At 45.7% G+C, this 13,300-nt stretch carries 12 protein-coding genes and 1 other RNA gene; 4 read left to right on the forward strand and 9 right to left on the reverse strand.

Translation table 11 applies throughout. The features are described from left to right. Positions 1-84: 84 nt before the first annotated feature. From LVQ79_RS21150 to LVQ79_RS22620, 3 genes are all read right to left on the reverse strand, one after another. Positions 85-1,179 carry a GGDEF domain-containing protein gene (locus LVQ79_RS21150; RefSeq protein WP_232866652.1) on the reverse strand — a complete coding sequence of 365 codons (1,095 nt, stop codon included), beginning with the start codon at positions 1,177-1,179 and terminating at the stop codon, positions 85-87. A 221-nt stretch (positions 1,180-1,400) separates the two neighbouring features. After that, on the reverse strand, positions 1,401-1,691 hold the full coding sequence (locus LVQ79_RS21155; protein WP_232866654.1) for a helix-turn-helix domain-containing protein: 291 nt from the start codon (positions 1,689-1,691) through the stop codon (positions 1,401-1,403). Between the two features lie 66 nt (positions 1,692-1,757). Beyond that, entirely contained in the window at positions 1,758-1,829 is a 72-nt protein-coding gene (locus LVQ79_RS22620; RefSeq protein ID WP_120066499.1) for an ash family protein, read from the reverse strand. 397 nt (positions 1,830-2,226) lie between these two features. Between LVQ79_RS22620 and uraH the strand changes: the two genes are divergently transcribed. From uraH to LVQ79_RS21175, 4 genes are all read left to right on the forward strand, one after another. Next, the gene (uraH, locus tag LVQ79_RS21160) at positions 2,227-2,628 is read left to right on the forward strand and encodes a hydroxyisourate hydrolase (RefSeq protein WP_232866656.1); all 402 of its coding nucleotides are present in this window, start codon (positions 2,227-2,229) and stop codon (positions 2,626-2,628) included. Between the two features lie 183 nt (positions 2,629-2,811). Beyond that, positions 2,812-3,195: a phage polarity suppression protein gene (locus tag LVQ79_RS21165; RefSeq protein ID WP_232866658.1), complete on the forward strand. Its 384-nt coding sequence runs from the start codon at positions 2,812-2,814 to the stop codon at positions 3,193-3,195. Between the two features lie 407 nt (positions 3,196-3,602). Further along, a complete protein-coding gene (locus LVQ79_RS21170) occupies positions 3,603-4,661 on the forward strand; it encodes a DUF262 domain-containing protein (RefSeq protein WP_232866660.1) in 1,059 nt (352 codons plus the stop codon). A gap of 2 nt (positions 4,662-4,663) precedes the next feature. Beyond that, on the forward strand, positions 4,664-5,389 hold the full coding sequence (locus LVQ79_RS21175) for an MAE_28990/MAE_18760 family HEPN-like nuclease (RefSeq protein WP_232866661.1): 726 nt from the start codon (positions 4,664-4,666) through the stop codon (positions 5,387-5,389). A 34-nt stretch (positions 5,390-5,423) separates the two neighbouring features. Here the strand turns inward: LVQ79_RS21175 and LVQ79_RS21180 are convergent, their stop codons facing one another. The 6 genes from LVQ79_RS21180 to LVQ79_RS21205 all read right to left on the reverse strand — a co-directional run bounded on the left by LVQ79_RS21180 (position 5,424) and on the right by LVQ79_RS21205 (position 13,108). Next, complete coding sequence (locus tag LVQ79_RS21180) at positions 5,424-6,452, reverse strand: DNA cytosine methyltransferase (RefSeq protein ID WP_232866663.1); 1,029 nt, start codon at positions 6,450-6,452, stop codon at positions 5,424-5,426. A 49-nt stretch (positions 6,453-6,501) separates the two neighbouring features. Further along, positions 6,502-7,722, reverse strand: a complete 1,221-nt coding sequence (locus LVQ79_RS21185; protein WP_232866665.1) for an integrase domain-containing protein — start codon at positions 7,720-7,722, stop codon at positions 6,502-6,504. Between the two features lie 205 nt (positions 7,723-7,927). Next, positions 7,928-8,290, reverse strand: a transfer-messenger RNA (tmRNA) gene (gene ssrA, locus LVQ79_RS21190). A 57-nt stretch (positions 8,291-8,347) separates the two neighbouring features. Then, positions 8,348-9,511 (reverse strand): HlyD family type I secretion periplasmic adaptor subunit, encoded by a 1,164-nt coding sequence (locus LVQ79_RS21195; RefSeq protein ID WP_232866675.1) that lies wholly within the window; start codon positions 9,509-9,511, stop codon positions 8,348-8,350. Between the two features lie 7 nt (positions 9,512-9,518). Further along, on the reverse strand, positions 9,519-11,705 hold the full coding sequence (locus tag LVQ79_RS21200) for a type I secretion system permease/ATPase (protein ID WP_232866666.1): 2,187 nt from the start codon (positions 11,703-11,705) through the stop codon (positions 9,519-9,521). Then, positions 11,702-13,108 carry a TolC family outer membrane protein gene (locus LVQ79_RS21205; protein WP_232866667.1) on the reverse strand — a complete coding sequence of 469 codons (1,407 nt, stop codon included), beginning with the start codon at positions 13,106-13,108 and terminating at the stop codon, positions 11,702-11,704. Before LVQ79_RS21205 ends, LVQ79_RS21200 begins: the two co-directional genes overlap by 4 nt. Between the last annotated feature and the right edge of the window lie 192 nt (positions 13,109-13,300).

Raw genomic sequence — 13,300 nt, forward strand, 5'->3', positions numbered from 1 at the left:
AGCTCGTAAAGGTGACTGGCCACCTTTACGATTCATTGGTTATGTCAGCAGTTGGTGGCATTGTCTCTTTCTGTCACCTATATATTATTCGGATATTCGGTAGCAGTTTCTTCCATTATCCTTTGCCTCATAAAGAGCTTTGTCTGCACAATTTATAATATCATTGACATACTTTGCATCGTTACAAATAGCCGCACCTTGCGTGACTGAAATGCTCTGGTCTCCTATGGATTTCAAGCTACTTTCATTGATGGATTTTTTGATATGCTTACACAGCATCTCGATCTTTGCAGAGGTTGCATCATTGATGATAATAATAAATTCATCTCCACCATATCGAGAAACGCTTGATGCGAAAGGTTTAATACAACTTTTAATTTTATCGGCAACAGTGATAAGACAATCATCGCCAGCGACATGACCAAAGCTGTCATTTATCTTCTTAAAAAAATCAATATCAACAAGTATGATGGCAAAGGCTTTTTGTTGAATCACACATTGTGAAACCGCTTTTTTAAACTCGACCTCAAAACCACGGCGATTAAAAACACCTGTCAGATAATCTGTTTGGGCATAGTTATACGCATTAAATGCTTTTTTTTCTAAAATTAATGAAGTGGCAATCTCCTTATTTATTCTTCTTTTAATTAAAGAGTCGCTGGTTTTTATAATGAACCAAATTCCTGCCAGGATAATTGACATGTACAGAGATTGAAGTAATCCATTTTTTAAAAAGGTTGCCAGTAATAATGAGCTGAAAATAGGTAGGCAATAAACAAAAATTAGCTTTAAGGGATAACCAGATACAACGCCACAAAACAATACAATCACGCAAAGAAAAACTGGCCCGAGAAGACGGTTTTCCATGATATAACAAAAAACAATGCCCCCCCATATGAGCCCATTAATAAAAATAAGCATCGATGCATTTCTCATCCAGTTTTTATCAAGATAAGAAGGGTTTAATGTGCGAACAATCCACAGCGTCGATATGAATAAAATATAAATGAATGCAAGATTTTTACTGTAAGTATTTACTGTTATATATTTATCATCGTCCAGGAAATAGGAATAAAATAGAACGAAAGAAGACAGTGTTAATGTCACAACAATAAACCATGCGCCACTGAGGGAGATCATTTTACGTCTCTCTTCATCAATAGCATCATCATAATTCATAATATCATTACTCTTTTTTTCATTTGCCGGCATTTATTAACATTTGGAATGTTTTTGTACAAAAACATTCTTATAATATCACAGGTTCCATTTAGGGTAATGATTCTACCGGCTTAATATGGGGACTATTCTGATCACAGTCGTCAATCCAGTCAGAAAGTATTCAACCCTTCTAATTACAGCGTCACCTGCGAAAAATTCAGGCAGATGACGCTAGTTGTTTATTTCGGATTACGGTTGCGCATTAACCGGATGATCGGTTCGTTTGTTTGAGGATTAAAGTAGCGGCTCGGCCAGATGATTTCGACGGGTACGTCAATCGCTTTGCTTATTATCAATTCACCTTTCGCCCATGGGCGTATCAGCGCATTGGCAAGAGTCGTCGAACTTAAGCCTGCAGCGCGGGATTCGGCAGCCAGCGAGGTGCCTTTTTTATGCAGCGCAGCGATGATATCGGCCTTGTGCCAGTCTTGTTGAAAAGGTAGGAAAGTAGGGCTGTGTGATAATTTCATTTTCGCATTCTCCGTTGCAAGGCGATTTTTGTTACCACCGGAGGTGCAAATCTCTTGGGTGGTAGCTCAGACGGAGTTTGCACTACCGGTCACAACGGATGCCGGCCAGTCCGAAGACTGCCCCGCCTGAGCCACCATTGATATATTGCGTTATTACATGGAAGTGTAACAGGCAACAGGTGTGCGCATGCCTCGACATATAAACTGAATTTATAAATCGACGTTGTGATATCCGGGGTGCAAATCCCGGCTGCGGATTTTGCCGCAGCGGCGCTGACTATAACGTAAATCGGAAGTGTTAACCAACCCGCTAACAGACGGAATGCGAGCTGTTTTCCAAAGAATTTTTATGAGTTTCAGGAATTGCAGACTATTCACGTGCTCCTTTAAATCCTTGATGATTTTTTTACACCAGGGCTGTCGCTGATCAAAGCCAATTGCAGTCTTAAAGACGCAGACATATAACAAAAAGTTTAATTTTATTATGTCTGTAGGTTCATATAATCCGTTAACAAATCTACAACAGGTTAACGCAATGAAAATCTTAGCGGCTTCAATTCTCTCCTTGATTAGCTTCAGTGCACTTGCAGCACCAGAAGGCACTCTTAGTGTTCATATTCTCAATCAACAGACTGGTTTACCTTCCCAGGGCGTAGTTGTCGAATTGGACAAACAAGAGAGTTCTTCCTGGAAGCATCTTGCGACTTCGAAAACGGATACTGGTGGCAGAATCAAATCACTTTTCCCGAACAACGGTGATATGGAACCAGGTATCTATAAAGTGACCTTTAAAGTGGGGGATTATTTCAAGGCAAATAATCAGGAAACATTCTTTCCGTCAGTTCCTGTGATTTTCAACGTCACTAAGACGAATCAAAAGCTCCATATCCCTTTGTTGTTGAGTCAATACGGTTACTCAACTTACCGGGGGAGTTAAGATCAATTATCGTTAATTGTTTTTGAGTTTATGGATAGCCACTGGCATTTGCTGGTGGCTTTTTGTTTTATGGGAAGGGTACACAACACAAATCACAGGCACAAAAAAGCCCGTAGGGCTTGTGCCATGCGGTCTTCCAGGACTTCCACGGACGACTCTGGTAATCGTTGAGGGAGAATTTTGGTGGGCGGCGGGGCGTATATTCGCTCTCATGAAGCGGTACAGCACACCAGTATTTGTCATTCACTTGATGCATTTATGAAGCAAAACGGGGCAGCACTGGTCAGTACGCCGGCACCGGAGTTAATGGGGATTAATCAGCTTCCGGCGGCAATCCGCGAGCTGGCCATACGGCGAGCGACGCATTACGTCGGGGAAGCCCTGCGGGATTATCTGGCGACCGGCTCGGAAATTCATTACACAGCGGAAAACAGCGACATTTTGACAGCCATCGGATTCAGGCCTGATAAGGCTTCGCGGGCTGATAATCAGCAGAAATATACACCGGCACAAAACCATGTTTACGCGCACCGACAGGCAGAACTGAACCAGCAACCACCCGCATAAAATCGACCTGAAAATCCCGCCATTTAATTTAATTAAACCATGCATTACGGTGCATGGTTTACATGTAAAACCTCGTATTTTTCACACCTCATCACCCCAGAGCTGGCGCGGCTCCGGGGTGTTCATGCATCGGCATTAAAACCCACCCATGAAGCGGGCAGGCGTGGCGGGGATAGCATTGCGCGCAAATAAGATATTATGTTTTTTAATCTATGTGATGTGCTTGTGGCACTCAGGGATTGATAAGCCAAATGGATTACCTTCAAATAAGTTCAATGGGCACTGAAATTATGAGTGATCTGTCATTGAGTGATTGTTATAGTATTAATCTGCTATCTGATATGCCTTTTTCACTAACGTGTATTTTATATATGTTAGGGGTGTTTATAAATTACGGGGAAGTAAACATGAGTCGTAACTTAGACGATTTGGATGCCATAAATTTGGCTGAGTCTCAAATAGTAAGTTGTTCAAAGAGAATAGAGTATTTTATATCTGAATTCACACTGGAAATTCTTGCTCTTAAAATGAAAAACGGAGAGTATTTGGTTCCTGATTATCAAAGGAATTTTACATGGGAAGAAGACCGAAAATCAAAATTCATCGAATCAATCCTTATCGGCCTTCCAATACCATTTATATTTTTTTGGGAAGATCCTAAAACGGGCAAGCTTGAGATTGTTGATGGCTCACAGCGATTAAGAACAATTAAAGATTATTTGTACGATGAACTTACATTGCAAAATGTTGAAAAAATACCAGCTGCAAATGGTCTTTTGTTTTCTCAATTGCCAGAATCAAGACAGCGTAAAATTAAAAACAGATCATTGAGAGGCATTGTTTTAAACTCTGCTGCTGATGAAGAATCTAGATTTGATTTGTTTGAAAGGATAAATACAGGGAGCAAGGTTGCTAACCCAGCAGAAGTTAGGCGAGGTGCATTACGAGGTGAGTTTATGAAGATGATAATCTCATTGTCGGAGTCAGAGATTTTTAAACAGTTAGCGCCAGTCTCTAAAAAGCAACAAGACCAAAGAGAGCGTGAAGAGCTTGTTTCAAGATTTTTCGCATATGGAGATGGGCTTGATGGATATTCTGATGATGTTTCAAGGTTCATCTTTAAATATATTAGGAAGATGAATGAGAAGTTTAACAGTGAGCCAGAGTTACGGGGGCAATATGAGCAACGGTTCATGACTGTCATGCAATTTATTGAAAATAATTTCCCATATGGATTCCGTAAAACTGCTTCTGCAGGGACAACCCCTCGATCTAGGTTTGAGGCTATATCAATTGGTACTTATCTTTATATAAAACAAAATCCTGATTTTGCAGCGCAGAGGGATATAAATATTGATTGGGCAACTAGTAAAGAGTTCAATGCGGAAGTTAGATCTGATGGTGCGAATGCGAAGAGGAAGCTCACTGGAAGAATTCAATTTGTAGCAAATAAATACGGTCAGTAATTATGGAAAACGTAAGGACTACATTTGATGATAGGGTTAAAGAAATTGAAGATTATTATCAATTTCTATTTTTCCTAGATCAGGGGGTTATGGCAGGTTCTTCAGTGCTTAGAATGCAAGATGAAGAGATGCCTATTGATCCATCATTGCAAAAAACTTTATTTGCTGGGGTTTATCTCCATCTATACAACTTAGTTGAATCGACTGTTACATTACTATTGAAAGCAGTTGAAAAAACTATTATTAGTGAAGTTAATACAAATGGTATAGGTGTGTTACGCAATGAAATTCAATCTCTTTGGTTGCGATATATTGCTGGAACTCATGATTCTTTGCCTCCAGAGAAGCGGCTAGAGAAAGCATTAAGTCTCTGCGGTTACTTCCTCGAGAGTTTACCTTTTACGCTCGAAATACCAAAAGGTGGGGGGGGGAATTGGGATAACGAAAATATAAGAGCTTTGGCGTTACGCATGGGAATTAATTTAACAATTCCCAGAGCATTAAACTCTTCAGTAAAAAGACCTATTAAGGATGGGAAGGGAGTTATACAGATTATTACTCTAACAAGAAATAAATTAGCTCATGGGGAGCTATCTTTTTCTGAGTGTGGTAGTGAATTGACTATTTCAGGCGCTAAAGATCATATTGATATAACGACAAGATATTTGATGGCTGTGATTAGTTGTTTTGATGATTATCTTACTAATGGTCATTATAAAGCTGTATAAACTCAAGGCGTGCAAATAAGCACGCCTTAGAACATTATATTAAATGTTTTACAATGCTTCTTCCAATAACTTCACCGAGTTTAACAGGAACAGCATTCCCAATCATTTTTGCAAGGGAGGCAATATCTAAATTTTCCCCAACGCCAAAGAATCGATAGTTTTTCGGGAAAGTTTGTAATAATGCCGCCTCTCTAAGCGAAATAGCTCTATTTTGTTCAGGATGACCAAAGCGCCCATTTCCAAAACCGTAGCATTGTGTTGTTATTGTCGGGCTAGGTTCATCCCAACTCATCCGACCGTAAACACTACGGAAAAATTTACCTGAGTCTTTTAAATGACAGTTAGCCCGAAGATCAATTGGCCAATCATGCCAGTCTCCACCGGGTTTGGATGCAATGATCCTCTTGAGGTTTAAAGGACTAAGAGAAGATGAACGATGAAGTGGATCGTTAGCATCAGATGTACCAGCGTTAATCACAGGTAAACCTGCTATTGCATCTTGTACAGTAATATAATTACCTTTTGTATGTGTTGGCTCAATTAGTGTTATTGGTCCGATTTTTGAAGCTAATAAAACTAAACGCTTACGTGTTTGGGGAAGTCCGTAGTCGGGACAAAAAATTATTTTATATTCTGTAAAATAACCATGTTTTTTTAAATTCCGTAAAAAATCTTTAAAAACATTTTGAGCCATTAATCCCGGAACATTTTCCATTGTAATAATATCAGGTTGGCATTCATCAATAATTCTTGAAAATGAATATAATAAAGCCCATTTATCATCTTTTTTCTTATTTTTTGTTCTACCATATGTTGAAAACGGCTGACACGGGGCGCATCCAGCGAGTAGAGTTATATCCGCATTTTTTAAATGAGATGAGACTTCTTTGCCATCTAAAGTTGTAATGTCTTTGTTGATGAACTGAGAGCCATTATTATACTCAAAGGCAAAGCGGCATGTTTCTTCTATGTCATAACCCGCAGAAACTTCAATGCCTGCTTTTTTTAGTCCATGTGTTAGGCCGCCTGCACCACAAAATAGATCTACTGCCTTGATTTTCAAAATAATTCTCTTTGGTTAAACTATATCTCAAGCTATTATATCAGCTTAGTTATGTAACATCGATGGCAAAGTCATTACCATTTAATTGTCGTACATATTTACCCCACCAATGCATCAATTTACAACGCTGTAGGAGATAAGTACTTCGATTATAAGCTCTCCTGACCTCATTTTTATCGCTATGTGCCAGCGCTGCCTCAATAACATCAGGATTAAAATTAGCTTCATTCAACGCAGTGCTAGCAATCGATCGCAATCCATGGGCAACAAGTTTCCCACCATACCCGATACGTTTTAATGCCGCATTTGCCGTCTGGCTGTTCATTGCTTGCTTTGGATCATTTCTACTTGGAAAAACATGCTCCCGGTGAACGCTTATAGGTTTCATAACTTCAAGTATATCTAATGCTTGGGGGGATAGAGGAACAATGTGCTCACGTTTGCCCTTCATCCGTTCTGCTGGAATTGTCCAAAGTTTTGTATTGAGATCGATTTCTTCCCATCGAGCACCTGAAGCCTCTGAAGGGCGGACAAGTGTTAGGAGCTGCCATTCAATTAAACAACGTGTTGAGAAAGACAGATTCGACATGATGAGTGAGCGCATCAGCTTTGGCAGTTCTTCCGGTCTCAAGGTTGGCATGTTTTGCTTTTTAGGTCTCTCAAAAGCCATACCAACACCGGATGCCGGGTTTGAATCAATCAAACCGGTGTTAACTGCATAAATCATAATTTCGTTTATGCGTTGTACCAGACGGCGAACTGTCTCCAGCGCTCCACGCGCTTTGATGGGTTCAAGAGCCTCTACTAGTGTCCTGGCTTTGATTTCCTGAACGCGGATCTCCCCAATGGCTGGGAATACGTCTTTATCAAGAGAACGCCAAATATCCTTCGCGTAATCTGCTGTAACGCTTTTGCTTTTGAGCTGGAACCAGTTAGCGGCCACGGTTGAGAAAATACTGTCGAGGGCAATTTGCTGCTGTTCTTCTGTGACCTCAGCTTGAACCTGCGGGTCGATGCCTTTGGCTAACAATGAAAGATAGTCAGCTCGTAATGCTCGGGCATCCGCAAGCGAAAGGGCAGGGAAAGAACCTAAACTAACCATCGTTCTTTTTTTGGTGGTCGGTCGTTGATACCGAAAGCGCCATAGCTTTTTACCAGTCGTCTTAACTATGAGGAATAAACCCTCGCCGTCATGAAGCGTAAGTTCTTTATCGCCTGCTTTGGCTCGTAGAACTTCGGTGTTAGTGAGGGGGCGCGTTGTCCGTGCCATATGGCCGCTCCTTCGTGAATTGGTACACGTTTTTAGGCCTACAGCATGGCTGTGTACCTAAACGTATACCAATTATCACTGTATTCAGGCGGATCTTCTCGAATAGTTACGGACAAATCACAGGCACAAAAAAGCCCGCAGGGCTTACGCCGTGCGGGCTTTCAGGACTTCATATCAGGCTCTGGTGACCATCAACAAAGAATTTTGGTGGAGCTGGGGGGAGTTGAACCCCCGTCCGAAATTACTACGCCGTCGGTACTACATGCTTAGTCTATCTTTACATTCGCCGGGCAACTGCGGGTAGACACGCCATTACCAAACTATCCTGATTAGTTTTAGTGCTTCAACCCCAGGCAAGGTTTACACACGATCTCTTTTGGGTTTGACTTCTCTTGATCCCCGTCTTAAGAGCGGAAGCTAGGGAGAGAAGGCTCTAAGCAGGGTATTAAGCTGCTAGTGCGTAGTTTTCGTCGTTTGCGACTATTTTTTTGCGGCTTTTTACGAGGCAAACCGCCCCTCGGCATGCACCTTGGGTTTCGCGAATCCCGTCGAATCCAGAATCAGCCCCACAAGTGTTTTGTAAGTATAACAGAGTTGTAGCTTCACTGACTACCCCTCATCCCTCTTAACGCTCGCGCAGCGCTTCCCGGGCGCGGTTAAAGGGTTTAATCAGGTAATCGACGATGGTTTTTTGCCCTGTTTTGATGTCGACGGTGGCGACCATACCTGGCGAAATTGAAAAATGGTGTCCGGCTTTGTTCACCAGGTAGTCCTGTTGGGTGCGTATAAATACCCGATAGTAGACGATTTCAGGCTTAACTTTGTCCTGAATGGTATCCGGGGAGATAGTTTCCACCTCGCCTTCTAAGCCGCCGTAAATGGCGTAATCGTAGGCGGTGACTTTTACCAGCGCGCGTTGGCCGGGATGAATAAAAGCAATGTCGCGCGGGGAGAGACGAGCCTCAATCAGTAGATGGTCATCAATCGGGACGATTTCCATCATTTCCCCGTTGGGGGGGATTACGCCGCCAATGGTTGTCACCTGGATATTTTTTACGATACCGCGCATTGGCGAGCGCACGGTCATACGGCTAACCGAATCTTCCCGGCCTTTGATAATGGCAGAAAGCATGTCGACTTCGGCATTTGCTTTGGAAAGCGCCTCGCGCGCTTGCACATAATATTGTGAGCGCAGGTCGGTGATTTTCAGTTGCAGGTCACTTTTTTGCCGCTGGAGGCGCAGCACTTCTACATTACTGGCGGCGCCGCTTTTTGCCAGGCGCTGAGTTATCGCCAGCTCTTTGTTAACCGACACCAGCGCATCTTGTATATCCGCTGTAGAGTCATTGAGTTGCGCGCGGCGGCTTTTATACAGACGCATTTCTGAAGCGGTGAGGTCCGGCCAGGCTTTGAGAGAATCAGGGAAGACCAGCGGGAGATCGCTCACTTCCGCATTAAGTCGCACGCTGGAGGCAAGCGATGCGCGATAACGTGCGGCACTTTCGCCAACATTAGACTCTGAACGGGTGGGGTCAAGCCGGGCAACAATTTGCCCAGCCTGAACTTTGTCGCCTTCATGCACTAACACTTCGGTGACAATACCGCCGTCGAGCGACTGGAGTATTTGTTCGCGTGAACTGGGGACGACTTTCCCTGTACCGGTCGAAACCTCATCAAGGGTGCCAAACCATGCCCAGACGCCGAGCAATATAAACAGTAAAACGCTGAGGGTGATAATGCGGCTTGCACCGGAAAACTCACTTTCCCGCTGAATATCGGGGTCGTCGATGGCGACATCACGCTGACTGGTTTTCATTTTTCCACTCCCGTCCGTTTGCTTGCGCGGTGGCGCGACTGTTACTCAGTGCCTGCGCCTTTGGTGCATCCATCACCAGTTGTCCTTCCTTCAGAACCAGTACACGTTCTACCAGCTCCAGCATCGGCACCCGGTGTGTGGCGACTATCAAAGTGCGATTACCGAGCCATTGTCCAAGGCGCTGAATAAATTCGCGTTCGGTATGGTCGTCAAGGGAAGCTGTGGGCTCATCGAGCAACACAATATTGGGTGAGCGTAATAACATGCGGGCCAACAGGATTGACTGACGCTGGCCGCCCGACAGCCCGGTGCCGCCTTCCATAATGGCGTGGTCGAGCCCTTTTGGCAGGTGCTTAACAAAGTTGCCTGCGCCGCTAATTTCAAGCACCTCGAAGATGGCTTCATCGCTGGCATGAGGTGCGCCGAGGATAAGGTTTTCACGTAGCGTGCCGTAAAATAGCCGAGCGTTCTGGCTCAGGAAACCGATATTGCGCCGCAAATCAGCCATATCAATTTGCGTCATGCTCAGATTGTCGAGGCGCACGTCTCCACTGACTAAATCGACACCGCCAGCTAAAGCCTGCAAGAGCGTGGATTTACCCGCGCCGTTACGGCCCAATACTGCCACTCTTTCCCCTGGCTGAATCTCTAAACGAGTGATGCGTAGAGGAATGCGTTGGTCGTCGCTGTGGTAGCGAAACTGCGCGTTTTCAAACAGGTAATGGCCGTGAAAGATATCCTGGTGAACGAGGCTTTCGTCGCGCTGAGTTTCCACAGGCAACTGCATAATACTGTCCAGCCCTTGTTTCGCGGCTTTGACTTGTTGCCAGCGAGCCAGCACGCCGCACAGGTTTGCCATAGGCGCGATCATGCGTGACGCGAGCATAGAGGCGGCAACCATTGCACCGGTTGTCATATCGCCTTCAATGACCAGCGGTGCGCCAAACAGAATCACCGCCGCATACACCAGGCTTTGAATGGTTATTCCCCAGCTAATCAAACCTTGTGAGAGTTGGCGAGTGCGCAGACCGGATTCCGCCGTAATGCGGATGTAGCTGTTCCACTGCTGCAAAAAGCGGTTTTCCGCCTGCATTAGTTTTATATCTTCCAGCCCTTGCACGCTCTCTACCAATACCGCATTGCGTAAGGTGGATTCATGTGCCGACTGGTTGGCAAGCATGGCCAATTTTTTTTGCAGCAGAATGCCTGGTAGCACCATCAGAACAGCAGCGACGGGGGCTATCCACGCCAGTTGTGGCGCGATGATCGCAAGAACGATGATAAACATGAAAAAGAACGGCAAGTCGACGATCGTCGAGATCGTCGACGATGTAATCATTTCGCGGATCTGTTCTAGCTCGCGAAGCTGAGAAATAAAGCTGCCGGTGGATCGGGGAACCGCGCTGTTACGCAGGCGCAGCGCATGGCTGAAAACGCGGTCAGAAACGCGCATATCTGCACGTTTGCCGAGTACATCCATAATATGGCCACGAGCCACGCGCAGTAAAAAACCAAATACCACCGCCAGCATCACACCGGAGGCGAGCACATAAAGGGTCGGATAAGATTGCGCGGGGATCACCCGGTCGTAGACCTGCATTGAAAAAATAATGCCCGAAAGTGACAACACGTTGACGAGGAACGCCGCGAACATCACCGGGCCGTAGGGCCGCCAATCTTGCATCACCAATTGTTTTAGCCAGTCCGGACTAAAGCGCGAAATATACGCATCTACACGGCTATCTTTTAATGCCGAGAGTGGGCGCAGGGCGGCAACAAAGCGGATTTGCGGCAGGAGTTCACTGAGTGCCACCCGGTTGGTCTGGCGGTCGTTATCGATCACGCAAATATCAACGGTATCTTCGCCATCAAAATGTTCAATAACCGCCAGTTGCCCATTTTTTAAGTCCACGATAACGGGCAGTCGCCATTGCGCGATAGCGAGTTCAGGGGCGCTTAATAGATGAAAAGAGAGCCCCGCCTGGCGTGATAATTGTGTCAGGGCCGAAAGCAGGCCCTTATCTTTAAACCACGGCGCGTTAGCCTGAATAGTGCCTGGCGAACATACCACGCGATAGTGTGCAGCAACATGGCTGATAGCGTGCGCCCAGTTGCTCAGTGCTTGTTCGGTAAGTGACTCATCAACAGGAGGGGGAATTTGGCTCATGGCTGGATCTCCAGTGACTGGATGGTGCGATGTTCCAGACCAAATGCATTGCGCAACCGGCCGCTGTTATACAGGCAGTTGAGCTGCAATTGATGAAGTTGACTGAGTGTCTGCTGCTGTGCGAAACGCGCCTGGAAGACCTCCTGTTCGGCGTTGAGCACATCTAGCAGTGGGCGCGAACCTAAACCGAGATATTGTTGTTGGTACAACTCGCGCGTTTGCGCGCTTAACTCTTCCTGGCGTTGTAAAACCTGAATTGCCCCCATCAGGCCAAGAGCCTGGCTACGCGATTCCATGAGTTTCTGGCGAATATCAAGGCGTGTGCGCTGAACGCCGGATTGAGCCGCTTCAACCGCATGGCTTGCGGCGTTGCGCCGTGCCGTGAGTCCACCGCCCTGGTAAAGCGGCATTTCGACTTTGATAAACGCCGAGTATTGGGTGCGATCCAACACTTCGTGGCTGGCGTATTTATCATTCAGATAGTGCTGAACCTGCGGTTCGAGAGAAATCGTCGGTGTCATTTGCGCGTTGGCGTAATCGAGATTCGCCTGCGCAACACTTGCCTGTGCCCAGGACGCCAGAACGGCAGGCACTAAGCGGTCGTCCGGTTTGGCAACATCGCAGCTTTTGCCGAGCTTATCGGGGAATTCGTTGCTGATACCGTTGAGGCTATTCCATCCCAGCCAGCTCATTAATGTGGCCTGGGAGCTGTCGAGATTGGCCTGATATTGAATCAATTGTGAACGTGCAGACTCAATACGGGCATTGGTTTGCACCACGTCTGACATTGACGTGGCACCTTCATCGTTACGCTGCTGGGTTAAATGGCCTATCGCGCTCAAGGCATCTAACTGGTCTTTGGCAATATCGACCATTTGCTGCCACATCTGCACCTGAACCATGGCGACGGAGGTGTCGTGGCCGACGTTATCAATGCTCACCAGCACGTTCGCCTGTTCCTGTGCAACACCTGCGCTTTCAGCGCGCACCTGGCTTGAGACTTTGCCGAAGTCATAGAGCATCTGCGAAACTGACAGCACCAGCGACGGGCTAAATCCGCTATCGGTGTAGCCGTTGCTGTAGCCATTGTTCATGCCCGCCGTAACCTGCGGATAGTATTTTGATTTTGCGACGTTGACTTGTTCCGACTGCCCGGCGAGTTTGCCGATGGCTTCATGAATGCTCGGGTGCCAGTTCACCGCGCGATTAACCGCATCGTTGAGGGTGAGTGTGCCGGGCGCAGGGGCGTTTAGCGGCAGAGAAGAAGAGCCGTCAAGAGAGGGGAGTTCATGCTGTTGAGCAAGTCCCTCAGGCGTAATGAATTGTTGAGTATCATCGGCATACGTCTGGGCTACACACAGGCTGCATGCCAGCCATAGAGCGACAGGCTGTAATCTTCCCATAATTTATCCCTATTAAATGTATACCCTTCATACTTCAAGTTGTTGGTGCGTTGGCTGCTCGCCTTCGCCCCAGTCATATAGTTATCTATGCTCCTGGGGACTCACGCGCTTGCCGCCTGCCTACAACTCGAATTATTTTGGGTATAGCTATTGTTTTTTTGGTATGCCACGAACATTAATCCACCATTTTCC

The sequence above is a fragment of the Buttiauxella cochleicola genome, from assembly GCF_021282405.1.
Taxonomy (GTDB): Bacteria; Pseudomonadota; Gammaproteobacteria; order Enterobacterales; family Enterobacteriaceae; genus Buttiauxella; species Buttiauxella massiliensis.